This is a genomic window from Rhodococcus wratislaviensis, assembly GCF_041228765.1.
In the GTDB taxonomy this organism is placed as follows: Bacteria; Actinomycetota; Actinomycetes; order Mycobacteriales; family Mycobacteriaceae; genus Rhodococcus_F; species Rhodococcus_F wratislaviensis.
On record NZ_CP150488.1, the window covers coordinates 5,372,164 to 5,397,327 of the forward strand.

Annotated in this window: 24 protein-coding genes and 2 pseudogenes; 19 read left to right on the top strand and 7 right to left on the bottom strand. The window is 63.8% G+C overall.

All coding sequences use genetic code 11. The features are described 5' to 3' along the window. Nucleotides 1-30 precede the first annotated feature (30 nt). The 4 genes from WKC72_RS24740 to WKC72_RS24755 form a co-directional block, all read right to left on the bottom strand. Complete coding sequence (locus tag WKC72_RS24740) at nt 31-747, bottom strand: glutathione S-transferase C-terminal domain-containing protein (protein WP_037237682.1); 717 nt, start codon at nt 745-747, stop codon at nt 31-33. A gap of 55 nt (nt 748-802) precedes the next feature. After that, nucleotides 803-1,483, bottom strand: coding sequence for an SDR family oxidoreductase (locus tag WKC72_RS24745; protein WP_268790634.1), 681 nt, complete (start codon nt 1,481-1,483; stop codon nt 803-805). A 14-nt stretch (nt 1,484-1,497) separates the two neighbouring features. Next, nucleotides 1,498-2,715 (bottom strand): CaiB/BaiF CoA transferase family protein, encoded by a 1,218-nt coding sequence (locus WKC72_RS24750; RefSeq protein ID WP_370179884.1) that lies wholly within the window; start codon nt 2,713-2,715, stop codon nt 1,498-1,500. A 502-nt stretch (nt 2,716-3,217) separates the two neighbouring features. Then, nucleotides 3,218-3,754 (bottom strand): MarR family winged helix-turn-helix transcriptional regulator, encoded by a 537-nt coding sequence (locus tag WKC72_RS24755; protein ID WP_037245806.1) that lies wholly within the window; start codon nt 3,752-3,754, stop codon nt 3,218-3,220. 609 nt (nt 3,755-4,363) lie between these two features. Between WKC72_RS24755 and WKC72_RS24760 the strand changes: the two are divergent. From WKC72_RS24760 to WKC72_RS24770, 3 genes and pseudogenes are all read left to right on the top strand, one after another. After that, nucleotides 4,364-4,543: pseudogene (locus tag WKC72_RS24760) on the top strand (hypothetical protein); the annotation flags it as partial. After that, nucleotides 4,540-4,918 (top strand): annotated as a pseudogene (locus WKC72_RS24765) (3-hydroxyacyl-CoA dehydrogenase); the annotation flags it as partial. The pseudogenes WKC72_RS24760 and WKC72_RS24765, both read left to right, overlap by 4 nt. Nucleotides 4,919-5,324: 406 nt before the next feature. Continuing rightward, entirely contained in the window at nt 5,325-5,768 is a 444-nt protein-coding gene (locus WKC72_RS24770) for a MarR family winged helix-turn-helix transcriptional regulator (RefSeq protein ID WP_268790637.1), read from the top strand. Between the two features lie 401 nt (nt 5,769-6,169). Here the strand turns inward: WKC72_RS24770 and WKC72_RS24775 are convergent, their stop codons facing one another. Next, nucleotides 6,170-7,390: a glutamate-cysteine ligase family protein gene (locus tag WKC72_RS24775; protein ID WP_255221819.1), complete on the bottom strand. Its 1,221-nt coding sequence runs from the start codon at nt 7,388-7,390 to the stop codon at nt 6,170-6,172. A 171-nt stretch (nt 7,391-7,561) separates the two neighbouring features. On the opposite strand from WKC72_RS24775, the gene WKC72_RS24780 reads away from it, so the two are divergent. The 15 genes from WKC72_RS24780 (at nt 7,562) to WKC72_RS24850 (ending at nt 22,022) form a co-directional block, all read left to right on the top strand. Next, nucleotides 7,562-8,779, top strand: coding sequence for a CaiB/BaiF CoA-transferase family protein (locus tag WKC72_RS24780; protein ID WP_037245818.1), 1,218 nt, complete (start codon nt 7,562-7,564; stop codon nt 8,777-8,779). 16 nt (nt 8,780-8,795) lie between these two features. After that, a complete protein-coding gene (locus tag WKC72_RS24785; RefSeq protein WP_370179890.1) occupies nt 8,796-9,476 on the top strand; it encodes an SDR family oxidoreductase in 681 nt (226 codons plus the stop codon). Nucleotides 9,477-9,541: 65 nt separating this feature from the next. Continuing rightward, the gene (locus tag WKC72_RS24790; protein ID WP_037239197.1) at nt 9,542-10,258 is read left to right on the top strand and encodes a glutathione S-transferase family protein; all 717 of its coding nucleotides are present in this window, start codon (nt 9,542-9,544) and stop codon (nt 10,256-10,258) included. Between the two features lie 34 nt (nt 10,259-10,292). Continuing rightward, nucleotides 10,293-10,994 (top strand): glutathione S-transferase family protein, encoded by a 702-nt coding sequence (locus WKC72_RS24795; protein ID WP_037239200.1) that lies wholly within the window; start codon nt 10,293-10,295, stop codon nt 10,992-10,994. A 77-nt stretch (nt 10,995-11,071) separates the two neighbouring features. After that, nucleotides 11,072-12,427: a non-phosphorylative glyceraldehyde 3-phosphate dehydrogenase TadD gene (tadD, locus tag WKC72_RS24800; RefSeq protein ID WP_370184491.1), complete on the top strand. Its 1,356-nt coding sequence runs from the start codon at nt 11,072-11,074 to the stop codon at nt 12,425-12,427. Nucleotides 12,428-12,488: 61 nt separating this feature from the next. Continuing rightward, nucleotides 12,489-14,012, top strand: coding sequence for an isoprene monooxygenase oxygenase subunit alpha (gene isoA, locus WKC72_RS24805; protein WP_037239206.1), 1,524 nt, complete (start codon nt 12,489-12,491; stop codon nt 14,010-14,012). A gap of 35 nt (nt 14,013-14,047) precedes the next feature. Beyond that, the gene (gene isoB / locus WKC72_RS24810) at nt 14,048-14,332 is read left to right on the top strand and encodes an isoprene monooxygenase oxygenase subunit gamma (protein WP_037239209.1); all 285 of its coding nucleotides are present in this window, start codon (nt 14,048-14,050) and stop codon (nt 14,330-14,332) included. After that, nucleotides 14,325-14,669 carry an isoprene monooxygenase ferredoxin gene (isoC, locus tag WKC72_RS24815; protein WP_268790639.1) on the top strand — a complete coding sequence of 115 codons (345 nt, stop codon included), beginning with the start codon at nt 14,325-14,327 and terminating at the stop codon, nt 14,667-14,669. The genes isoB and isoC overlap by 8 nt, the downstream gene beginning before the upstream one ends. A gap of 18 nt (nt 14,670-14,687) precedes the next feature. Continuing rightward, nucleotides 14,688-15,020, top strand: a complete 333-nt coding sequence (gene isoD, locus WKC72_RS24820) for an isoprene monooxygenase effector protein (RefSeq protein WP_052033556.1) — start codon at nt 14,688-14,690, stop codon at nt 15,018-15,020. Beyond that, nucleotides 15,017-16,039, top strand: coding sequence for an isoprene monooxygenase oxygenase subunit beta (gene isoE, locus WKC72_RS24825; protein WP_037239215.1), 1,023 nt, complete (start codon nt 15,017-15,019; stop codon nt 16,037-16,039). The genes isoD and isoE overlap by 4 nt, the downstream gene beginning before the upstream one ends. A gap of 11 nt (nt 16,040-16,050) precedes the next feature. Beyond that, nucleotides 16,051-17,088 (top strand): isoprene monooxygenase reductase, encoded by a 1,038-nt coding sequence (isoF, locus tag WKC72_RS24830; RefSeq protein WP_037239217.1) that lies wholly within the window; start codon nt 16,051-16,053, stop codon nt 17,086-17,088. Nucleotides 17,089-17,123: 35 nt separating this feature from the next. Next, the gene (locus WKC72_RS24835) at nt 17,124-18,506 is read left to right on the top strand and encodes an aldehyde dehydrogenase family protein (protein ID WP_370179896.1); all 1,383 of its coding nucleotides are present in this window, start codon (nt 17,124-17,126) and stop codon (nt 18,504-18,506) included. Beyond that, nucleotides 18,503-19,552 (top strand): glutathione synthase, encoded by a 1,050-nt coding sequence (gene gshB, locus WKC72_RS24840; RefSeq protein ID WP_156046726.1) that lies wholly within the window; start codon nt 18,503-18,505, stop codon nt 19,550-19,552. The genes WKC72_RS24835 and gshB overlap by 4 nt, the downstream gene beginning before the upstream one ends. Continuing rightward, a complete protein-coding gene (locus tag WKC72_RS24845; RefSeq protein ID WP_268790642.1) occupies nt 19,549-20,976 on the top strand; it encodes an FAD-dependent oxidoreductase in 1,428 nt (475 codons plus the stop codon). Before gshB ends, WKC72_RS24845 begins: the two co-directional genes overlap by 4 nt. Nucleotides 20,977-21,113: 137 nt before the next feature. Next, nucleotides 21,114-22,022 carry a helix-turn-helix domain-containing protein gene (locus tag WKC72_RS24850; protein ID WP_370179899.1) on the top strand — a complete coding sequence of 303 codons (909 nt, stop codon included), beginning with the start codon at nt 21,114-21,116 and terminating at the stop codon, nt 22,020-22,022. Nucleotides 22,023-22,637: 615 nt separating this feature from the next. On the opposite strand, the gene WKC72_RS24855 is transcribed toward WKC72_RS24850, so the two are convergent. Further along, nucleotides 22,638-22,877, bottom strand: a complete 240-nt coding sequence (locus WKC72_RS24855; RefSeq protein ID WP_255221685.1) for a hypothetical protein — start codon at nt 22,875-22,877, stop codon at nt 22,638-22,640. 769 nt (nt 22,878-23,646) lie between these two features. On the opposite strand from WKC72_RS24855, the gene WKC72_RS24860 reads away from it, so the two are divergent. Then, nucleotides 23,647-24,531, top strand: a complete 885-nt coding sequence (locus WKC72_RS24860; protein ID WP_370179902.1) for a phytanoyl-CoA dioxygenase family protein — start codon at nt 23,647-23,649, stop codon at nt 24,529-24,531. A 92-nt stretch (nt 24,532-24,623) separates the two neighbouring features. Here the strand turns inward: WKC72_RS24860 and WKC72_RS24865 are convergent, their stop codons facing one another. Then, nucleotides 24,624-25,148, bottom strand: a complete 525-nt coding sequence (locus tag WKC72_RS24865) for a hypothetical protein (RefSeq protein WP_370184494.1) — start codon at nt 25,146-25,148, stop codon at nt 24,624-24,626. Nucleotides 25,149-25,164: the final 16 nt, after the last annotated feature.

Genomic DNA, 25,164 nt, shown 5'->3' on the forward strand with positions numbered 1-25,164 from the left:
ACGAGTCTCCAACAGAGTTGATTACGGATGTCAAATGTCGTACTGCTTGCGGATGCGGTCCAAGTACGACATCAGGTTCGGTTTGGTCTGCACGTACCCGGCGCCCAGCCAGTCCTGTGGTTGGTCGGCGATGTGCCGGATGATCGAGTACACAGTCGCGTCAATGGAATGCAGTTCGCTTCCAAGGAAGTAGTCGCTGTCTCCGAGGTAGTCCGAGAGAGCATCGACATCTGCTCGGAAGAAGTCGACGACTACTTCGGCACTCCGTCGTCCCATCCCCTGGCCATCGAAGCCCTCGACGACCCGGGCACGGAATGCGTCAAGGAATCCCCGCAGCTCCGGGGTCACTTCAGCGCCGCCAACGATGCAGGGGATGTACGTCTCCCACCCCGAATCTTCGCGATAGCGCGGCTGGATGATGCCGCTCCAGTAGAGGTGCTCTTCGACCAATCGGCTGAACGACAGGGACAACGCCCGGTCTTTGGTACACAGACCCGCGTCGAGTTTGTCGCCGTACGTGTCCTTCAGGTAGGCGATGATCGTGTTCGAGTCGCCGACCTTGGTTCCATCGCTGTCGACGATGTACGGCAGTTTGCCGTGGGGCGAGTCCTGGTCCAGGGTCGCCAGGTCCTGCGTCTTGTGCTCGAACTCGATCCCCGTGAACGTCATATAGTTGATGATCTTGGTGACGTAGGGACTGATGTCCGGAACTCCGAAGGCCGGCGTGTATCCGTAAATGGTGATCATGTGTCTCGGCATTTCTGTCTATGAAATTACGTGCAGTACAGTCTGGAAGGACGCCCTACCACTGGAGGAATGTTCCGTCCGAGTGCTGGAACCGGCCCGAGTTCTCGGGTGTGAGGTTGTCGATGTTCTTGATCAGCCCGGCGGCGGCCTGCTCCGGGGTGATGTAGGTGTGCTCGCCGGGGAAGTCTTTGGTCAGGTCGGTGGCGACCATGCCCGGATGGAGCATCAGCACGCTGATCCCGTTCTCGGCCAGGTCGTGGTGCAGGTTCAGTCCGGCCATGTTGGCGGCGGCCTTGGAGATCCGGTAGCTGTACATGCCACCGGAGGTGTTGTCGCCGAGTGATCCGACCCGGCTGGTGACGATGCCGACCTTCGCGCCGGGCTGCAGGAGTGAGCGCAGTGCCTCCACGGTGCGCAGCGGTCCGAGGGTGTTGATCTCGATCTGTTTGCGGACCAGGTCGTAGTCGATCGACCCCAGCTCGTCGAGCCACATGACGCCGGCGACATGGATCAGGGCGTCCAGTTCGGTACCCGTTGTGGCGAGCCGGGTGGCGAGCGCCTCGACCGATTCCTGCGATGTGACATCGACGTTCGGCTCGACGGTGATGCCGTCGGCGGTGAGATCGGCGCCGTCGAACAGGCAGGCTGCGATGACGTTGTCGCCGCGCTCGTGTAACTGGCGGACGATCGAGTGCGCGATGCCCTTGTCGGCACCGACGACCAATACTGTTGACATAGTGTCCATTCCTTTCACGCGGTGACGCCGACAACGGCGCCCTGCTCGGATCCGATAATGCTGGCGGCAGCAAGTTCGGCGATTTGTTCAGCGGTGAAACCCGATTCGGTAAGAATTTCCGTGTTGTGCTGGCCGAGAAGCGGCGCTCCGCGTGGCGCTTCCGGAACGGTGCCGAGGAACCGCGCGGGAACGCGGGCCTGCCGCACACGTCCGGCCACGGGGTGCTCTGATTCGACGATGATCTCGGCGGCCTTGACCTGCGGGTGTTCGATGACCTCGGCCCGCGTGAGGATGGGCGCGGCCGGCACATCGAAGGAGTCGAGCACACTCAGCCATTCAGCTGAAGACCTGGTCAGGAGCACTTCCTGGATCATCTCGAGTCGCTCGTTGATGTGCTTCGACCGACCCACCGGGGTGGAGAAGCGCTCGTCCTCGATCCACTCCGGGTGCCCGAGTGCCTTGCACATGCTCTGCCACTCACCGTTGCTGTTGGTGGCGACGGTGATGTACCCGTCCGCGGTCTGGTAGATCAAGTCGATGAAGCTCCCGCCCTGCGACAGCGGGACGGGCTGATCGGGGAAGGTGTAGGCGCCCATGTCCGATGCCCACAGGAACGAGAGCACCGCCTCGAGCATCGACAACCGGATGTGCTGGCCCTCCCCGGTGCGTTCGCGGGCGAACAACGCAGCCGAAAGTGCCTGTGAGGCGACAATGGCACTGAGCTTATCGGGGAGGATCGTGCGGATCAGGCGGGGCCGTTCCTCGTCGGATCCGGCCTGGACGGTGGTCAGGCCGGTCAGAGCCTGGATCAGCGAATCGTAGACCCGCTGCCCGGAGGCCGGCCCGCGCTCGCCGAATCCGCTCATGGAGAGGTAGATCAGTTTCGAGTTGAGCGGGGCGAGATCGTCGTATCCGATGCCGAGTCGCTCGACGACACCCGGCCGGAAATTCTGCACGACGACGTCAGCGGTGGAGACCAGCTTCTTCAGTACCGCAACGCCTTCCGGCGTCTTCAGGTCGAGAGTCAGGGACCGCTTCGACCTGTTGACGTTGACGAACATCGCCGACATGTCGCCGGAGCGATTGGGCAGGGAACGAACGTGATCGCCCTTGCCGGGTACCTCCACTTTGATGACGTCGGCGCCCTGGTCGCCGAGGATGTCCGTGGCCCAGGGGCCCGACATCATCGAGCACAGGTCGACGATCTTGATTCCGGTCATGGGGCCGCTCATGAAGCGCACCTTTCAGTAGGGAGAAGTGATCCGGGGGTTCGCGAGGCCAACAGCCAGAACTCGTTGCTCAGTGTGGCCTGCCTCACCGAATAGTATTGAGCTTTCTTTCATGAGTCAATTGTTTGCATAGATGTTTTTTCAGTAGTGAATAGATGCATGTGCATCTATGCGCCCTGTTTCTAGCGAATCCCGTGCTCAGAGGCGCCGGGGGTCATCCACCCGAGGTGGTAGTCAGGCCGAATTCCGATCAGCAGGTCGCATCGCCATCACACTCGGGGCCCCGGGGCAATGCCACCAGGACGTTCAACGCCCAAGTCCGCGAACTTCGAGATGTCGGGGGCGCGACTCGTCCACCAGTCACGAACACTGCTACCGCGCAGCGCCACTCGATGCGCACCATCAACTTCGACAGCTCGAGTCCCACACATGCTCGAGAGCGTTACCCGGATTCATCGGCCTACACCAACTGGTGCACGGCCGGCGTCGAGCTCTTCGGTCTCAGCTAACCGGGACCCGGGTCCTCGAAGTGGGCGAGGAGGAGTTTGAGAAGCCTGCGAAGTTCGGCGTCATCGTCTTTGCTCACAAACGCGAGGAGTTGCGACTCGCGACCCAGGATGTCGGAGGCGACCTCGTCGATGAGTTGGACTCCCTTTTTGGTCAATTGAACGTCGACTCGACGACGGTCTTGTGCGTGAAAGCTCCGCTTGAGCAGACCACTGCGTTCGAGTTTGTCCAGGCGGTTCGAGATACCAGCCGGGGTTATCAGCGCAGCCTCGGTGAGTTGCCCTGCCGTCATCCGATACGGCTTGCCGGACCGCCGCAGCATTGCCAAGAGGTCGAGCGTCGCAGGATCGGTTCCCAGCTCTACCAGGCGTTGACTGCGTTCACGCTCCAGGTATCGCGCAATGCGCCAAATCCTCGACACGATACCCACCGAACTGACGTTGATATCCGGCCGTTCACGTACCCACGCCTGCTCGATGCGATCGACGCCATCGTCTCCGGCCACGTCCCGAATCGATGGTGCTTCGACGCCCATCCCATACCCCATTGTCACTTGAATTGATCAGCTCGGGACTATTCACTGCTAAGTAGTTTCGTCCGAAAGTTTAACGTGTACGCCCGAGACTGCCAACAGCACAGTCGCGGTCCAACCAGATGTCAACACATTTCGGCAGCATTGGGGCGTAGATCAATGCAGGCAGGCATACGGCGTCGGTATCGAATTACCGCGCCACATGGTGCACGTTCCCTCAATTTGGCCCGCTCGCCAATGCCACCGCGAGTGATCGAATGCCGGGATCCTGCCACGGAATTGCGCATTCCGCATTCGCCGGGCCGACTGTTGCATGGTCGGTTCTCGGTGACTATTGCCGTCGTTGCGGCGTTTCTCAGCGTCGACGCCCTCTACACTCCACGGGTCGACGTCGTCCCGTCCATTCCGGATATCATGACCGAATACTCTGCGGAACTGCGCTTTACGTGGGAGTGGCACAGGAAGGAACTTCGGCTTATTCGTGTGCAGGACTTGCTTCCGTGGCGTGTCTCGTTCACGATCTACCCATCGTTGCGCCGTCTGTTGAGGTGCGCTCTCGCGACACACGACTGCCTTCCCTCCAGCGTTCGCCGGCATCCTGAGGAGGTCCGCGGTGAGCACGTCGGAATGTCCGGGGCGCGGATCACCCTGCATCTGGCTCTGGAGTTGCAGCGCCGCGGCGGTGGTGACGGAGCTGCTGCACTGTGTGGTGGAGGCGGGCAGGGCGACGCCCTGATTATCCGGGTCCCGACGAAGTGGAGACTTACCTCCCAGCGAAAGGTTCGAACTTGAATATTCAAGAGACCACCGCACAGGTCACCGGAGCAGCCTCCGGGCTCGGCGCCGCCACCGCCAAGCGTCTCGCCGACGCCGGAACCACCGTGTTCGGACTCGACCTGCAGCAGTCCATCGAGCGCGCCGGCGACAACGTCCCCGACGGCGTGACCCTCCTCGGCACGTTCAACGTCATGCGCCTCGCCGCCTACGCCATCGCCAAGACCGACACCGTCGGCGAGCAAGCGCCTCGAAGCGGGCGTCCCCTCCCCCTCACGCCTCGGTCAGCCCGCCGAATACGCCCAACCCGCCCAACCCGCCCAGACGATCGTCGAACACGACTACCTCAACGGTGAGACCATTCGTATGGACGGTGCCCCGCGCAGGGCACCTGGAGTACCGTCCCCACGGCCATCGCCGCTGTCGCGCCCACTTCCGTCGGGGCCTGAGGCGAGGACGGACTGGTACGGGGAGGACCTGGGCGCCGTTCGACGATCGACGTGCCGAACCCGTCGCACCGCGCTTCTCTGGGAGGTGGTTCGCCCGCGCCACGACCGGCGAGCCGACCGGCGAAGGCGTGGGCGTGGGCGATCAGGGGTAGCTTCGAGCACGCAAATCTTGTTCTGGTGTATTTTTTAGCCGTGAACTTCTTTCTCGTCGTAGACTGCATCCATGCGGCTTCGAGGATCACATGACTGCTGAGGTTACGACGACGGGTTCGGACGCGATCGGCGACGACGGTGTCGATCGGGTTGAGCAGGCATGGGCGCGTGAACGCCCGGACATTGACGTCAGTTCCGTGGGAATCGTGACCAGGATCTGGCGCATTGCACGGCATTTGGAGCGCGAACGCGTCGAACGCCTGGCCGAACTCGGCACCGACCGGGTCACGCTCGATGTGCTCGCGATGCTACGGCGTGCCGGAAAGCCGTATCGGATGACGGCCGGGCGCCTTTCCGAGGCGGCGCTGATTACTCCCGGCGGGATCTCGAACCGGCTGGACAAGCTCGAGCGCAGCGGACTGGTCAAGCGGAGCTTCCACCCGAAGGACCGTCGTCGGGTGGATGTGCAATTGACAAGGAAGGGTGTCAAGCTCGTCGACGAGGTCGTCTCCGACATCATGGATCACGAGTCGCGGCTCCTGGACATCTTGGCCGGCGACGACCAAGCGGAGCTTCGGCGGCTCCTCAAGATCCTCTTGGCTCAGTTCGAGGATCCTGCAGTGGGGCTGGAAACCGACTGAGCGAATCCTCAGGGCCTGAACCGAGCGCGGTTCGGCGCAGCACGTCCACCCGACGCTGCCGGCTGCCAGGGCCCAGGCGTGAAAGTGGACGCCAGGGTCGCACTCCCCCACTCGTACCCCTTCCAGATCGATGCTGGACCTCCGCGAGTGCGAGATGGGACCGAGATGCCGCGCGGGCGGCGTTGAACGAGGTCGCGCCCAAGGGGTGAATCGCGGTCCGGCCCCCTGTGGATCAGGCCGTCGAATGCGGCGGGCGCCAAGCGGGCATAGTCGGTCACCTGGCCGCGAGCAGGTAGTTCTCGGCGATTCGGTCGTCGAGTGCGGGAGTCCGGACGGGGTGGACCCCTGCCGGGTCTCCATGGTGCCCGAGCTGCACTCGCCGGTAAGTCAGCAGGCATCGGTCACGGTGCCGCCACGACCACATCGTCGAGCCGTGGGAACGCGTCCGTTTCGATGTCCCCGTGCACGTGTGCGGGGGCCAGTCCGTGCTTGGTGTATCGATCGATGTAGGTCGAAACGGTTCCCGCGGCGGACGAGTGGGTCGGGTGCCGGCGTAGGTGCAGCTCGACCACGCCGAGCAGGAGCTGTGCGGCGTCCCGGAGTACCGGGTCGTTGAGTCCGTCACGTGCGGCCGTCACCCAGAGGTCCTGCGTATCCGGGAGCAGGTCGACCAGTTCCGCGGCAATTCGGTCTTCCATTGCGGTCGAGGCGACGAGGACCGCGGCGGAGCGGCAATCCGGCTCCAAGGCATCGATCATTCGGAACTCGAGCCAGCCGCGAGGCCGGATCGGCGGAAATAGTGTCGTCAGGTGGTAGCGCAGATCATCCTCGGTCGGCCAGCCTGCCGGGTGCCCTGTTGTCATCCAATCGGCGAAGGTCAACCCCGGCGAAACGCTCGTGCCCAGATCGCCGCCGCGAATGAAGAACACGTCTGCCGCGAGAGCGTAGTGCGCCCAATCTGTTCCGGGTTGATCACTCACGGGGACCGGTGCCGTTCGCCCGGGGTCGATCCCATTCCAGATCGCTTGCCGTACCGATTGCCAGCGCTGCCCGTCGGGGCCGATCCCGGGAGAATTCGCGAAGGCCGCGACCAGGATCGGGCCCATCTTGTTCGCCAGTGCCCAGCGCAGGTTTCGGCCGTCGGGATGGTGGCTGATGTTGATCTGGACCGATGCAGTGTTCGTCATCATCCAGGTCCCTTCCCGGCCGCGGTGCGCATAGAAACTCTCCATTGCCCGATACCTCGGGAGGTCGAGGATCCGGTGCGGGGGACGGCGGTCGTCCACGGCGAGGTCGGTCGGAATCAGCCCATGTGCTCGTAGCCGATGGTGGAGAATCACGGCGTCTTCGTTGATGGCGTGTAGCGTGGCCGGCCCCGATTCGAGCGGCGGACCCGACAGTTCGACCTGCCCGCCCGGCTCGATCGTGATCCGACTGCTGTTCGGCAGTGGGCGGTTCATGATTGGCAGGAAGTCGGCGGGTTCCGGGCGTAAGAGACTGCCTCGCTTGTGCACTGGCCATTCGATCTCGACGCCGACGAGGTCGGCCCCACCGGGTTCGAATGCTTCGCGGGCGACGGCGTATGCCCTCTGGATCGTCAGCGTAGGGCGAGAACTAGTCATGCCACCTGGTCCTTTCGTCGTCGATACTATAGCCGGAAAACATTTCACGTCGGAACAATTGACGAGCAAGAGATATCTCAATACTATGGAGTGAAGCAAGTCACAACAAGCCTCGATCGTGTCTCGTGACACTCTGCGAAGCACTCTTCAACCAGGCGAAAGGTGCGCTTCATGAGCGGCCCCATGACCGGAATCAAGATCGTCGACCTGTGCTCGATGATGTCGGGCCCCTGGGCCACGGACATCCTCGGCGACCAGGGCGCCGACGTCATCAAAGTGGAGGTACCCGGCAAGGGCGATCACGTTCGTTCCCTGCCCAATCGCTCCGGCGACATGTCGGCGATGTTCGTCAACGTCAACAGGTCGAAGCGGTCCCTGACTCTCGACCTGAAGACGCCGGAAGGCGTTGCGGTACTGAAGAAGCTGGTCTCCACCGCTGACGTCGTCGTGCAGAATTTCCGGCCGGGTGTCGTCGAGCGACTCGGCATCGGATACGACGATCTCGCCCCGCTCAACTCGAAACTGATCTACCTCTCCATGAGCGGATTCGGCGAGCGCGGGCCGGCCTCCGGGCAGCGGGTCTACGATTCGCTGATCCAGGCTCTGACCGGCCTGACCACCGTCCAGGCCGGATCCGACGAGGAACGGCCCCGCCTGATCCGCACGATCCTCCCCGACAAGTTGACCGCAGTCGTTGCCGCGCAGGCACTTTCGGCTGCGTTGTTCGCCCGCGAGCGCACCGGGGAGGGCCAGCACATCCGGTTGTCGATGCTCGAGGCGGTGCTCTCGTTCCTGTGGGCATCGGACATGGGCGCCTACACCTTCCCGGATCAGCCCGTCCCGCTGGAGAAGGGTGGCAGCTTCATCGACTTGATCTACCAGACCGCGGACGGGTACATCACCGTCGCCACCAACAGCAACGGTGAGTGGCAGAGCATGTGCAAGGCACTCGGGCACCCGGAGTGGATCGAGGACGAGCGCTTCTCCACCCCGGTGGGTCGGTCGAAGCACATCAACGAGCGTCTGGAACTCATCCAATCTGCGCTGCTCGACAAGAACTCTGCCGAGTGGTTGGCGCTGCTCGACGAGTTCGACGTACCGGCCGCGCCCATCCTCACGCGGGCCGAGGTTATCGAACACCCGCAGGTTAAGGCCGCCGAGATCATCGTCGAATCAGAGCACCCCGCTGCCGGGCGCGTGCGGCAGGCGCGGGTGGCGGCCCGGTTCCTCGGCACCGTTCCGGACGCCCCCAAGGGCGCCCCGCTACTCGGCCAGCACAACACCGAAATCCTCGCAGAAATCGGCTACAGCACCGACGACATCGCCTCGCTCGCTGCACAGAACATCATCGGAACCGAGCAGGACGCCACTGCCGGCGTCCTAGCCTGAAAGGAAGTGCTGGACAGTGTCCACAGTATTGGTCGTCGGCGCCGACAAGGGCATCGCGCACTCGATCGTCCGCCAGTTACACGAGCGCGGCGACAACGTCATCGCAGCCTGCCTGTTCGACGGCGCCGATCTCACCGCCGACGGCATCACCGTCGAGCCGAACGTCGATGTCACATCGCAGGAATCGGTCGAGGCGCTCGCCACCCGGCTCGCCACAACGGGTACCGAACTGGACGCCCTGATCCATGTCGCCGGCGTCATGTGGCTCGACGAGCTGGGGTCGATCGACTACGACCTGGTCCGCAAACAGATCGAGATCAACACCCTCGGACCGCTGCGCACCGTGGAGGCACTGCGCTCACTCCTGCAGCCCGGCGCGAAGGTCGGCATCGTCACCAGCCGGGTCGGATCGCTCGGCGACAACACCTCCGGTGGCATGTACAGCTACCGGATCTCCAAGGCCGCCGCCAACATGGCCGGACTGAACCTGCACCACGACCTGGCCGAGAGCGGGATCAGCGTGCTGATGCTCCATCCGGGCATGGTCGCCACCGACCTGACCAAAGACTTCCCCGGCGAGCACACCTACATCACCCCGGAGCAGGCCGCCGCCGGGCTGATCAAGAACATCGACAACCTCACACCCGAGAACTCGGGCCGGTTCCAGCACTCGGACGGAACATTCCTCCAGTGGTGAGCAACCGATCGAACCCTGTATGCCACTGAATCTCCATCCCATCGAACAGAAGGACGACACACACGATGATCACCGTCTACGGATATGTTCCCGCCTGGGGGATCCCGGACATCAGCCCGTACGTCACGAAGGTAGTGAACTACCTGCAGTTCGCGGGTGTCGAATTCGAGCACAAGACGCAGGACCTGGCGACCCTCGACCAGGACTCGCCCCACGGCAAGCTTCCGTACATCGTCGACAGCGATGGAACCAAGGTCGGCGACTCGAACACGATCATCGCCTACCTGAAGGACAAGTACGGCGACAAACTCGACGCGGACCTGAGCAAGCAAGAGCTTGCCTTGGCTCTCGCCTTCAACCGGTTGATCGAGGAGCACCTGTACTGGAGCGGCATCATTCAGCCGCGCTGGCGTGAGGACACCGGTTGGGAAACCTACATCCCGTACATCGTTCAAGGCGCCGAGGTGACGCCGGAGATGCGCGAAGGCCTGGACGCGTTCCGGGGCCGGATCCTCGAAGAGTTCAACGGACAGGGCATGGGCCGGCGGAGTGCGGAGGTCGTCGTCGAGTTCTTCCGGGCAGACGTCGATGCCCTGTCCGACTTTCTCGGCGACAAGGCCTTCTTCCTCGGCGACAAGCTGCATTCGATCGACGCTTCGGTGTACTCGACGCTGCGGCACATCGCCGACCAGCCGCAGCAGTGGCTCGGATCCGGTTACGTCCAGTCCAAGCAGAACCTCGTGGACTACATGGACCGCATCCGCAAGCAGTATGACATCTGACCCTCCGTAATCGATTCCGTTGGAGCATCGTTCGATGATTGATCTCTACTACTACACAAGCCCCAACGTGCGGAAAGTGCTCATCGCGCTGGAGGAGTTGGGACTGGATTACCAGATCGTCTGGACCGACATCAGTGAGGGCGACCAGTTCGAATCGGAGTACGTCGAGATCAATCCGAACAGCAAAGTGCCGGCCATCGTGGACCACGATGGCCCCGGTGGCCGACGCTTGGCGATATTCGAATCCGGTGCCATCCTGCTCTATCTGGCGGAGAAGACCGGTCGCCTCCTCCCCGGGGATCCGATCGCCCGCCAAGAAGTGCTGTGCTGGCTGTTCTGGCAAGTGGCCAACCAGGGGCCGATGGCAGGGCAGGCCGCCCACTTCGTCTCGCATGCCCCGAAGCAGGGCATCGACAACCCGTACGCCCGAAACCGGTATGCGGGCGAGGTGGCCCGCCTCTACCGCGTCATGGATGACCGGCTTCGTGACCGCGAGTACCTCGCCGGCGAGTACTCCATCGCGGATATTGCGACCTTCCCGTGGACTCGGGTGGCCGCTGGACACGGGGTCGATGTCGCCGACTACCCCAACGTCAAAGCGTGGGCCGACCGCATTTCTGCCCGACCTGCCGCCAAGGCCCGGATCTCCGACCCGCGCGAGGAGAAGGCCCGACACCACGTCTACACCCCGGAACAGTTCAGGACCCTCTTCCGCCCGGAAGGAAGTCAATCATGAGTATCACCGCAGATTCCCTGTCCAACATCACCCCACCTGGGCTGACCATCGACGGACAGATCACGACCACCACAGCCGTGATCCCCGTGATCAACCCCGCCACCGAGTCGGTCTTCATCGAGGTTCCGGACGCCGGAGTCGAGCACCTCGACGCCGCGGTCGCTGCAGCTCGGAGAGCCGCCAAGCACTGGGCTACGCACGACCTCCCCTTCAGGCAAGGCATCGTCCTTCGCCTGGTCGACCACGTGCGCGCCAACATCGACGAACTGGCTCGTCTGGTGACCCTCGAACAGGGGAAACCGTTGGCGAAGGCCGCCGGCGAGATCGAATCGGGTCTGCGCGGTCTCGAGCGGTATGCCAGCTGGGCCATTCCCGTCGAGGTCATCCGCAACAACGACGACGAGCTGATCGAGGTGCACCGCGCACCGGTCGGGGTCGTCGGGGGCATCACCGCCTGGAACTATCCTCTCCTGCTGGCGTTGTGGAAGATCGGTCCCGCCCTGATCACCGGCAACCCGATCATCGTCAAACCCTCTCCCCTGACCCCGGTGGCCACCTTGCGCCTGGGTGAGCTCGCGCAACAGATCCTCCCCCCGGGTGTGCTGCAGGTGCTCAGTGGCGGCGACGATCTCGGCCGGGCGATGACTGCTCACCCCGGGATCGACAAGATCACCTTCACCGGGTCCGAACGCGCCGGGAAGTCGATCATGGCGGGCGCCGGCGCAACCCTCAAGCGGCTGACCCTCGAACTCGGTGGCAACGATCCCGGCATAGTCCTCGACGACGTCGACGTGGCGTCGATCGCGGCGGATCTGTACTGGGGCGCCCTGTCGAACTGTGGACAGGTCTGCGCGGGCCTCAAGCGCCTCTACGTGCCCCAGCACCTCGCCCCCGTGATCGAAGAAGCTCTGGCCGAGGTTGCCAACGGGGTGAAGGTGGGCAACGGGCTCGACGACGGGGTCGACATGGGCCCGGTCCAGAATGCCGCCCAGTTCGCCAAGGTGCGCGGGTATGTCGATGATGCGGCCAACCGCGGCGCCGACGTCTATTTCCGCGGCGAGGTGCCCGAGGGCCCCGGCTACTTCCACCCGGTCACCTTGGTGCGCGGGGTCGACGACTCCGTGCCCCTGGTTCGCGAGGAACAGTTCGGCCCGGTCCTGCCGATCCTGACCTACACCGACCTCGACGATGTCATCGCGCGCGCCAACGACTCCGAACTCGCACTCGGCGCCTCGGTGTGGTCCTCCGACGAACGGCGAGCAATCGAGGTCGCCGAACGAGTCGAAGCGGGCACGGTCTGGGTGAACCAGCACCCGATGCTCTCCTCCGATGTGCCCTTCGGCGGCGTCAAGCAGTCCGGCCTGGGAGTCGAGCAGTCCATCCACGGCGTCCTCGAATACACCAACTACCGAGTGCTGCGGGTCAAGCGATGACCGCGGCACCGAACAATCCAGAAGACCACCGCCCATACCGCCACAATGGAAGGCGCACAATATGTTACTGAACCGGGACGATTGGTACGACATCTCGCGAGACCTCGACTGGGAACTGAGCTATGTCGATCCGGCGGTGGCGTTCCCGACGAGTTGGAGCGGCGCGGGGGACGTACCGAAGGAGGCCTGGGACAAGTGGGACGAACCGTTCCGGGTCTCGTACCGCGACTATGTCCGAATCCAGCGTGAGAAGGAGTCAGGCGTCAAGGCTGTCAGCAGCGCCCTGGTGCGTTCCGGCACCTACGAGAAGCTCGATCCCGCGCACGTCGCCGCGTCGCATCTGCACATGGGCACCACCTGCATGGTCGAGCACATGGCAGTGACCATGCAGAGCCGATTCTGCCGGTTCGCGCCGACCCCGCGCTGGCGCAATCTCGGGGTCTTCGGGATGCTCGACGAGACCCGCCACGCCCAGCTCGATCTGCGCTTCTCCCACGATCTGCTCAAGCAGGATCCGCGTTTCGATTGGTCGCAGAAGGCGTTCCACACCAAGGAGTGGGGTGTCCTGGCGGTGAAAAACTTCTTCGACGATGCGATGCTCAACGCCGACTGCGTCGAAGCCGCGCTGGCGACGAGCCTGACCGTCGAACACGGATTCACCAACGTCCAGTTCGTCGCATTGGCCGCCGACGCCATGGCTGCCGGCGACATCAACTGGTCGAACCTGTTGTCCTCCATCCAAACCGACGAGGCACGACACGCCCAGCAGGGCTTCCCCACCCTGTCCATCATGATGGAGCACGACCCCGCCCGCGCACAGAAGGCACTCGATGTCGCCTTCTGGCGGTCCACCCGCCTGTTCCAGACGTTGACCGGACCGGCGATGGATTACTACACGCCCCTCGATCAGCGCAAGATGAGCTTCAAGGAGTTCATGCTCGAGTGGATCGTCAACCACCACGAACGGATCCTCGAGGACTACGGACTGAAGAAGCCCTGGTACTGGGACCAGTTCCTGTACTCGCTCGAGAACGGCCATCACGCCATGCACCTGGGAACCTGGTTCTGGCGCCCGACACTGTTCTGGAAGCCGAATGCCGGCGTCTCGAAGGACGAACGGGAATGGCTGCGCGAGAAGTACCCCACCTGGGAGGAGAACTGGGGTGTGATGTGGGACGAGATCATCAAGAACGTCAACGATGATCGGATCGAGGACACCCTGCCGGACACATTGCCGGCGCTGTGCAACCTCACCCAGCTCCCGTTGGGATCGGCGTTCTCCCGGCACGATCTCGCCGACCACAGCCTGACCTACAAGGGTCGGCTCTACCACTTCGATTCGGAGATTTCCAAGTGGTGCTTCGAGCAGGACCCCGAGCGCTACGCCGGCCACCAGAACTTCATCGATCGATTCATCGACGGCCAGATTCTCCCGGCCGACCTCGCCGGTGGGCTGCTCTACATGGGCCTGACCCCGGACGTGATGGGAGACGACGTGTACGACTACGCCTGGGCGAAGGACTATCTCCCGTCACAGGCCACACCGGTGGAGGAATCCGTTGAACGCGAACCGATCTCGATCTGATCTCGGACTTCACTCGATCGGCAAGGAGAACTGATATGGCACCCTTCCCCATCACCGGCCGTTTCGTCGGCGATTTCGTCCCACACCTCGTGGCCGTGGACACCGACGACACCTGGGATCAGATCGCCCGCAAGGTCGCGGTGCACTCGGTGGGCCGGCGGGTCCCGAAACCCGAGGTGAGCCCCGGATACGACGTGCTGGTGGACGGCACCGTGATGACTTCCGACGCCACCCTCGGCGAACTGCTCGGCACCCGCACGGTCCCACCGCTGCAATGGGTCGACGTTCGCTTCCGAGAGCAGGTGGGTTCCAATGGTTGACGAGACCGGCAACGACTTCGTCGACCTGCTCGCCGAGGACGAACTGTGGGACGACGAGATGGAATCGTTCGACGTCGGAGACGACGAAGTGCTCTTGGTGAAGGTGAACGGTGAGGTCCGCGCGTACGACGGAATCTGCCCGCACCAGAGCATCTCCCTGGTCGAGGGGGAATTCGAGAACGGCGTCGTCACCTGCCGCGCACACGAGTGGCAGTTCGACGCGCTGACCGGTGCCGGGGTCAATCCCCGGGACACCTGTCTGCACAAGCACGACGTCCGAATCGTGGACGGTGTCATTCAAGTTCGCCTCAAGTCGCCGGTCCAGGCGAATCACTGACCGTAGGAGTTCACACTCATGACCATTGTCGACATGGATGCCTCAGACGAGTCGTCCCCCGACCTTGTGGGTCCGGTCATCCGGGCCGGCAACCTTGCGGAGGCGGTGATCGATGCGATCGAAGAGGACAACCCAGGGCAGGATGTGCTGGTACTCGACCGCGAGGACTACGTCCGCATCCACACACGCGGAGCGTGCCGCCTGACGCAGTCGAGCTTGGAAAAGCACTTCGGCCAGAGTTATCAGTTGGCCGCGCTCGAGATCGACATGCCCTCGTTCAAGGGGCGCCTCAAGACTCGCACCGATGAATACGTCTGGTTCTTCGAGAACTCGGGACAGGAGAAGTCATGACCAGCAAGACACCGCGGTCCCGTTCGCGCGGGCTCAAGACGTGGAGTGCGTTCGGCAACCTCGGGCGACGGCCCACCGAGTACGAAGTGCTCACGCACAACATGAACCACACCACCGGACCCGTGCCACTCGAAATGGGACCCGACGTTCACGGAAACGTGTGGCTGCGCGAGCACCGCGACTCGATGAAGTTGACAGTCGCCGACTGGGACAGCTTCAGAGATCCCGATACCGTCACCTACGGCAGTTATGTTGCCGACCAGGACGATCAGGAGACGTACGTCGAGGGATTGATCGCCCAGTTCGACGGCGACGGCTCCGACGAGACGCTCTCGGATGAGGCACTGACCCTGCTCGTGCGGGCCCTGACCCCGACGCGGTACGTCGCGCACAGCCAGCAGATGCTGTCCGCCTACGTTCAGCAGCTCGCAATCAGCAGCTATGTCGCCAACTGTGCCGCTTTCCAGACCGCGGACCAGCTCCGCCGGGTGCAGCTCACCGCGTACCGCACGACCCAGCTGCAGTTGACGCATCCCGAACGCGGATTCGGTACCGCGGAGAAGGAATTCTGGACCGAGCGCCCCGATTGGCAGCCCATTCGGGCCGCATTCGAATGGGCCCTGGTGGAATTCGATTGGGACCGAGCATTCGTCGCCACAAATCTGGTGACCAAGGCGATTGCCGATCAGCTCTTCCTCGTCCAGCTCCGGCGCCAAACCGCTCGTGTGGGAGTGCGATTGGACTCGCTGATTCTGGAGAATCTCTGGCGTGACAGCCTGCGTAGTCAGCGTTGGTCGGTAGCGCTGGTCGAATTCCTCGTCGCGGCTGACCCCGGCAATCTGGATGTGCTTCAAGGTCATGTGAGCGAATGGTCCGCACGCGGGAACGAGATGATCGAGGCCGGCGCCCGGATCGTCGCGTCACCGAGTGGAGCGTCCGCGGACGAGATTGCCGCCGCTGTCCGCCAGGACTGGCACTCGTTCCTCGACTCCGTCGGTCTGCGGGCCGGAACCGATTGAGATCTGAGACCATGACTGTCACAGTGAACTTCAGTGGGTACGAGGGACCGGTGACGTGCGGGCCCGAAGAGACACTTCTTCGGGCCGGCCTCCGGGCCGGACTGGCCCTGCCCTACGAATGCGCCAGCGGTGGATGCGGCAGTTGCCGCGCACAACTCGTGGACGGGGAGGTGAAGACCCTCTGGCCCGACGCCGCCGGGCTCTCCGAACGTGATCGCCGCCGCGGCAATCGGATCCTGATGTGCCAATCTGTTCCCACTGCCGACTGCACAGTCAAGGCACCGATACTCGACGGACCGACGGTGAGCCGAGAGGCAGTGCCCGAGCGTGTGACATCTCGACTCCTGGGCCGGGTAGAGCTGACCCCCGACACCGCTCTCTTCACCCTCGACTTCAGGTCACCCATCGACTTCCTGCCAGGGCAGTTCATGCTCCTGGAATCACCGGACGGGGTTCGGCGGGCCTACTCGATGGCGCACCCGGCCGACGGTGCCGGCTCCACCACCGTGGAATTCATCATCCGCGCCAAGCCCGGCGGCGCCGCATCGAGTTGGCTCTTCGACAAAGTCCAGGTGGGCGATGAAATCCTGGTCGAAGGACCCTATGGGCGTGCATACGCACAACCGGGGTCCGAGCGTCCGGCGGTGTGTATCGCGGGCGGCACCGGGCTGGCACCGATCCTCGCGATCACCGAGGAACTTCTCGTCGAGAACCGGGGACGGCGGGTGGATCTGTACATCGGTGCACGTATGGCCGGGGACATCGTTCTCCTCGATCGGCTCGCCCGCTTGAACGAATTGGGTGCCCGTGTGGCCGTCTCGGTCGAGGATCCCGACTTCGCCGGCACCGAGCCCGCGGGATGGGCCGTGTTCGACGATTCCCGGGTGGGCCGGGTGATCGACCACGTTGCCGACGACTGGACCGATCTCAGTGATCACGATATCTATCTCGCCGGCCCTGCCGGAATGGTCGACGCGGCATTGCGAGCGCTGGTGCGCGAGCGCGGGGCCTCCGCGGACCGACTGTTCTTCGACCGTTTCATCGCCTGAACGCAGCACCCCTCTCGAACTCGGAAGGATCCATCATGTTGCTGGAAACCATCGAACTACCGACCGATGAGCACTATGCACGTAACCTCATCGACGGAAGGTGGGTGTTTCCGGCCGCGCCTTACGAGTACGAGATCCGGAACCCCTCCGACAGCACGGTCACCGCGGTTGTTCCCCTCTCGTCTCGATTCGACGTCGATCGGGCCATCTCAGCCGCCGGTGACGCACTGTCGGGGCCCTGGTCCGAGCTACACACCCGCGACCAGCTGTTGGCGCTGTTGCTGCACCGGCTCGCGGAGGCGGCACCTGAACTGGCACGCCTGCAGTCGGGCGAGACAGGTCTCGGATACGACGATTCCCTCGCCGGTATCGAATCGACATTGAGGATCGCGCGCGCGGTCCTCACCCGGGAGGTCCTGCACCCACGGCCCACACCCGCAGGAGTCTCCGGGCACGTATTGTCCTGGGGGGCACCGTTCTCGGAGATGCTGCTGAATGTCTTCCCGGCACTGGCAGCCGGAAACACCGTGGTGGTCAAGCCGTCGCTGCGCGGTCCCTTGTCACCGGTGGCGGTCGCGTTCATCGCAGATCAGCTGGGATTTCCCGCCGGCGTTCTCAATATCGTGCAGGGCACCGGAGTGGATGTGGGCGCCGCACTCATCAGTAGCACCGCGCTCCAGGCACTGCACGTGCGGGCGAACGAGTCCACCGTGAGCCGCGCAAGCCGGGCGGGACGTCGGACACAGGTGCCCCTGCGAACCCTGACCGGCGGCGGCAACGCCGCGATCATCTACCCCGGACTCGGGGAAGACAAGTTCGCACCGATGGCCTCCGAGATTGCCGACGGCGTTCGGGTCCACAACGCCGGCGGACCATTGGGTCTGCACACAGTCGCCGTGCACCGCGACGTCGCCAAGAAGGCCATCGCCGCGATTCTCGGCCAGCTGACCCTCTTCAAGAATCGTGCCGCTCCCCTCCCCACCGAGCCCATCCGGCGGCGGGCCTTCGACCGGATCGACCAGTTGGACGCCGACGGCGGACGGGTACTGCTGGGGGGAACGATTCCTGATGACATCAGGCATCGAATGGGGTGGCGGTTGCCCACCACGGTCGTCGACCTCGGCGACGCGACGTCGAAGGCCGCGGCAAAGGCACTGGCTCACTCACGTGAACCACTGGGACCCGTGCTCACCGTCGTCCAGTGGAACACCCTCACCGACCTCGACAGGGTATTCGACGCTCGACGCCATTGCGACGGCTACGCATCGATCTGGGGGGACGACTCATCCGACGAGCGCACCCGGTTCGGGGTCGCCGCCCGCGAACAGGGACCGCAGAGCGCCATGTACAGCGGCCTGGTACCGGCCGCGTGGACAGGGGAGTCGGCCCATCGCACAACCGGCGAGATGGCGTCATGAGCGGGCCGCCGGTGCTCAGCGATCCGCAGGCCCGGTCCGGGCTTCGGCTGGACTTCGTGTTCGTCACCGATCCCCTCGCCGGACTGGCACCCGCGCACGACACCACCATCGCGTTGATGGAGGAAGCGCAGTTGGCCGGCCATCGCGTGCTGACCACGACCGTCGGTGACCTCGGCATCGACCGAGGGCGCGCATTCGCCCGTTGCCGGGAGGTGTCGCTACGCCCAGCGGTCTTGAGCGAGAACAAGTGGATCGCCGACACCGATTGGTACACCAGCGGCGCACCCCGCCGACTCCCGCTCGACGAGGCAGCGGCGATCTTCATGCGGACCGACCCTCCGGTCGACGGCAACTATCTGCGCGCCACCTTCATCCTCGACCTGGTCGATCCCACCAAGACGCTGCTGATCAATTCCCCTGCCGGGCTCCGCGACGCGAACGAGAAGTTATTCGCCCTGCGGATGCCCGAGCTGGGTCCCCCCACCCTCGTCTCCGCAGACAGAGATGAGATCATCGCAGCTGTACGTTCTTGGGGCACAGCAGTTCTCAAACCCACCGACGGCATGGCCGGTCGGGGCATCATGCTCCTGCGACCGCACGACCCGAACCTGCACTCCATTCTCGACACCGCCACCATCCGTGGTGACCAGCACGTGGTCGTCCAACAGTTCATACCGGAGGCTGCGACGGCGGGCGACCGTCGCGTGATCGTTCTCGACGGAAAGCCGATCGGGTCCGTCCGCCGCATCGTCGACACCGGCGGCGCCGGCGATGAATTCCGGTGCAACATGGCCACCGGTGCGCGCGTCGTGCGCGACACCGTGACCGCCCATGACCGTCAAATCTGCACCACCCTCGGACCCGAGCTCGTCAGGCGCGGACTCGTGTTCGTCGGAATCGACATCATCGGAGACAGGCTCACCGAAGTGAACGTAACCAGCCCGACAGGAATCCGCGAGATCGATGCGCTCAGCGGTACGCGCCTGGCAGCCGACACGATCGAATGGGCGGTTGCCCGGTGCACGAACATGACGGAGATGCGATGAGCACGGCGGTCCCACCGAAACAGCGCGAGCAGATCGTCGTCATCGGCGCCGACGCCGCGGGTATGAGCGCGGCCCATCAGGCGCTGCGCAGCGCGAAATCTGCGGGACGCGACATCGACGTGATTGCACTCGAGAAAACGTCCGACACCTCGTATTCTGCCTGCGGCATCCCGTACCTGGTGTCCGGGACGGTCGGCACGACCGACGAATTGAGCGCTCGCACGCCCGAGAAGCATCGGGCGACGGGAGTGGACCTCCGGATGAACGTCACCGCAACGAAGATCGACCTGAACACTCGCACGGTCGCCTACGCCCACAACGCCGGGGGTGAGGAGTTCGTCCGATTCGACAAGCTCGTCCTCGCCACCGGTGCCCATCCGATCATCCCGGAGTGGGCGGTGACCGACGGGGGTGAACTGGTGGGAGGCGTCCACCCGGTCAAGGATCTCGATCATGCCCGGCACTGGCTCGATCTCGTCTCTCGCCGGTCACGCGGTGAATTAGCCGTCCGCCGCCGCGCGGTGGTGGTCGGCGGCGGGTACATCGGCGTCGAAATGGCGGAAGCGATGGTGCAACGCGGGTTCAGCACCACACTCCTGACGCGCAGTGCTGTGATGAGCAACCTCGACAGCGATATGAGTGAAAGGGTGTGCGAGACCGTCCGAGCCGGCGGAGTCGACGTCGTCACGAACACCACGGTCGCCGATATCGACATCGACAGCGTCGACGGCCACGTTCGGTCGCTCACCGGCAGCAACGGGCAGGTCTACCCCACCGACGTCGTAGTCCTCGGACTCGGTGTGCGCCCGTCCACCGAACTCGGCGTGGCCGCCGGGTTGCCTATCGGTGAACGCGGCGGCTACTTACCCAACGAACGGCAAGAGGTCGCCGAGGGCGTATGGGCGGCCGGGGATTGCTGCGAGGTCATCGATCGAATCCGGAGGAAGTACGTCCTTGCACCCCTGGGCACCCACGCGAACAAGCAGGGTCGTATCTGTGGGTACAACACGGTTGGCGGATCGCACGAGTTTCCAGGTGTCCTGGGCACCGCCATCACCCGGTTCGTCTCCGCCGGCACGCATGTGGAGGTTGCTCGTACAGGCCTCGGCACTCGGGAGGCGGCCGAGGCTGGGTACGACGTGGAGTCTCTGGTCACCCTCGGCGGCACGGCGAGTGGGTATATGCCTGAGCGATCACCGATCGCCACCAAGATCATCGCCGACCGTCGTACGCGCCGGTTGCTCGGTGTGCAGATCGTGGGCGGGGCGCAGTCAGCCAAGAGGATCGACACTGCCGCCGCAGTGCTGTGGGGCGAGATGAGCGTCGACGATCTTGCCGCGATGGATCTCTCGTATGCCCCACCATTCGCCACGGTGTGGGAGGCGATTCAGCTCGCCGCCCGCCGATTGTCGGATCGGATGTGACCGCGCCGAACCAGCACCGCTTCGGGACGGAAGGCGCAGTTGCGGACAGTGTGACCGAGCCGACGCCAACGGAGGACCTCGTCGCCGAACTGAACTGTTGGACGGGTGGGATCGGGGCTCGGCAGGCGCGGTCAGGCGTGACCGTCGACCGGTTCGACGAGCCGGGTCCGTATTCGTGGGAGCCGGCCCAAGGCGTCACCTTCGGTCTCGTCGCCCAGGGGCGACTGTCCGTGGACATCGATCGCATTACTCACGATTGCGGCCCACTCGAGGGAATCGTCTTCACGGACCGCTCGTGTCCCGCGATCGAAGTAGACGCAGCCTCCGCCGACCATCCTTTCCTTGCGATGTTTCTTCATATCGACGCGGCGATCATTCGCCGCATCTCGACGGATGTCCTGGTCAGCGATGCCGCGGCCGTGCCGATCACCCGGCGCGGTCGTGCGGGTCGCAACCAGTGCAGCGGCACCTTCCGTGTCGATGCACGACTACTCCACACGGTTCTCCGGTTCCTGCGCGCCCTCGATGGCGAGTTGGACGAGCGAGTGCTCGCACCGATCTGTTTGCAGGAGATCGTGTATCGCCTTCTGCAGATCGTCAGCTGCCAGGATCCGCTCGAAGTTGCCTCACGCGAGTCCGACATCGATCCTACGCGGGCGGCGATCGAATACATCAGGTCTCACCTCGCTGAATCGATGAGTGTGAGTGACATCGCGCGGGAGGTCCAGATGAGCGAGTCGGCGTTTGCGCACACCTTCCGTGCCACGATCGGCGTGAGCCCCTACCAGTTCCTCAAATCTGAACGGCTGGCCGCTGCTCGACGCATGCTCATCACCGAATCCGGCATCAGTGTCAGCGAAGTTGCACGCGCCGTCGGCTATTCGAGCGCCTCCCACTTCATTACCGAGTTCAAGCGACGGTACGCGGTCACACCCCGGGAATATGCGAACGGGAAGTGTTTCGGCGCTGCGCTGGAGGCCGTCGACCGTCACGACCCCACCCACGCGCGAACGCCAGAAGTGGTGCACTCCCCTGCAGGCAAGTGATACGCGAAGGCCCGGTGTGACATCGGACCGTCGATGTCACACCGCTACTCATCTCAGACGACGCACACTGTGCGGCACTGAATCCCGGCAGTCTTCCGAACGGAACGGGTTGCTGCGGAGCTGCACACGCTCGCTGCACGATCTATCTACCAGAGCCTCCGGTGGTTCGGTCGAGCTGAACGTCCGTCGTCGTCCTCCGTCACCTGCGACCGTGGGGGCCTTCGCATGAAATCCTGCCGAGGCCGGAGGCGGTTGTCCCCGACTCTGCCGACACCCTGGACGTCTCCCCTTCGGGGCGCATGCGGCAGGATCGTGATCAACTACCGATTGCTCGGCGGCGGCCACTGTGCGCACGCCGGAGCCCGTTGCACCGCAACGTCAACTCGATCGCTCCTGGTCCCAGCACGAGTCGTCTGGATCGTCGTCTTCGCACAGCGGCCAGCCACCGAATGAGGCGCCGCTCAGAGTGAGAATCGCGGTGAAGAACTTCTCCAAGAAGAACAAGGAAGTCTGCTTTCTGTCTCGATTGAGACCATCTGTGTGCCTCTTGGCACGATCGCCACTGCACGCGTACCGCGGGGATTCCCGTGGGTCCCTACGGTTGCGGACATACGGCTACGCCGCATGGTTCGCGGGCGCCAGGACCGGCACGAGAACCGAGTGAACACCCGTGACACCGAGCATCTGCCGGATCGGGCCGCCCTGGCAGAGCTGGGAGGACAGCACACGTTCGCGGCACCGCACAGGATCGGCCATCCTCGGATCGATCGGAATCCCGATCAGTATTTCCGCGGACGTCGCGCTGCGGCTCGCGTCTATCAGCAAGGACTCCTCGTCGACTGCCCGGATGGGCACGTCGCGTCGTCCTCGTACCGAGCCAATGGCCACTACGACGTAGTCGATCCCACCCTGAGTGAAGGTGATCAATCGGCAGTGGCGACCGGACACCACGAGCCTGACGTCGAGGCCGCGTTGCGGTAGATCGTCGGCCATATCACTTTGCGCCCGCGGCAGTCCCGTCGCCGACGACGCTCGAGAACACGAACCGATGACGGTTCGCCGTGAGGTCCAGCTGAAAAATTCGCCCGTCGCGTCCATTGGTCGCGCCTCTTCTGTACGTCCGATCGCCTCGTCGGGGTTGCACCCGATCCCAACTTGTGTTGTGGATCACATAATCATAGGGGTGAAAAGATGGCTAGTCAATTATTCACCGGATACTCTTTCTTAGTCGTGAAAGGTTTTCTCGAGGAGGTTACCCCACCCGGACGGCCGGCGCCGCCAGGGATCCGGGCCCGCTCAGTCGACAGTCATGAGGTGCGTACAGATGAAACGAGAATCAGATCTGGTTGCGACAGGCATCGGCCGTGACGAGCCACGATCATGCCGACTATGGGATCTCATCCTCTATTCGGTGATCGTGATCGCAATAGCGGTAGGAGTTGCAGCGATGCTCACCAGCCGATGACCGAGTCGCACCGGCCAGCGCCGCAGCAAGTTCTGGATCCTGCGGTAGTTCCGGAACACGGTTGTCACGGCTCGGCGACACCGTCGGCCCAGCCGAAGGCCGGCAGATTCCACGATGACCCAGCTCACTGCCTCGCAGCCACCTTGCAAAGGAAATCCGATGACCACCGACCACCACTTCGAGCACCCCACAGAGCAGCTGACCCGCGAGATCACCGACGAGGAACGGGCGGAGTTCGCTGCCAACGGAGTCATCCGCCTCGAAGCCGTGATCCCTCCCGCGTGGATCGACTACCTCCGGAACGCCGTGGATCGGATGATGACGGACGTGCACAGTACGTCCCAGAACTACACCTCCGCAGGGCAACCCCGCTTCTTCTCCCAAGCGTTTCCGCGTTTCATCGACTCCGCGTTCGACAACTGGGCACGGCGAGGGCCGACCAAGCACATCGCCCGCCAGATGCATCCTTCGGCACAGTCGTTACGGTTCTTCTACGACCAGGTGTTCGCTCAGGAACCGGGATCGGGCCAGGGTGCGCCCTTCCACCAGGACTATGCCTACCTCCCTATCGATGGCGATCAGTACTTCCGTATCTGGGTGCCGCTCGACACCGTCACCATCGATAGCGGGGCGATCCACTATCTGAAGGGTTCACACCTTGGTCCGGTGTTCCGGCCCCGCAGTTTCAGCGGCAATCCTGACGTCGCTGCGGTCTATCGACGTTCCCCTTTCCCCGAACTACCCGATTTCGACGCCGACTACGACCGGTACCACTGGTTCATCGGCGAGGCCGAGCCGGGCGATGCGTTACTGCACCACCCGAAGACCGTCCACGGATCGCGCGCCAACCATTCCAGTCGACCTCGCCGTGCCGTCACCACGATCTTCGCCGGCGACCAGGTCGTCTGGGATCCGAGACCGGGTACCAGCTTCGACCACATTCCCGGTATCGGCGGGTTCTCCGTCCCGCCGATGACCCCCGGCACCCCGATCGGCGGCGACATTTTCCCCGTGGTGTGGCACGAATCCCCTGTTCACAACTGAGGAGACGACGCCGGCACCATCGGCCGTTCCCCGAAAAACACCGACACCCGCCTGCGGCGACCCCCCGTCGGCTCGCCCGTACTGGTGTCGTGTCAGTTGCCGATGACCGGCAGGATCAGTGCGATCCGCAATTTCTGGTCGATCGCCTGCCCGAGGGCGAGTGATTGGTCCAGCAAGGGAGCCAGTGCTCGAACTTTCGCATCCGCGTCGGCGAGGGTGTGCGCGATCTGTTCGGCGGGGACGGCGGCGGCGTTGGCTTGATCGGTTGCAGACGCGCCCGCGTCGATGATGCCGCCGAGGGGGGCGTCCGCGGACTGCAGAGCGTCACCAAGAGCCTGCAGTTGTGTGCCGAGTTCCCCGAGGGTGTGGTCTGCTCGGGTGAGGGAGTCGAGCACCCCGACGACCTCGGGCAGCCCCTGGTTGATTGACTCGTTGGCTGGAGGCAATTCTTTCGCCCCGGCGAGCGCGTCATTGGTGGTGCTGTCAACGATTTTTGCCTGCGCGACACCATCTTTGAAGGTGTCGTTGGTGATGCTCAAGTCTCGTGTGACGATCAGAATGCCGCACAAGAGCGCGATGGTGAATGCCAGGGCAATCGCCCAGGAGAGCCGAAACATGGTGTATTTTCTGCCT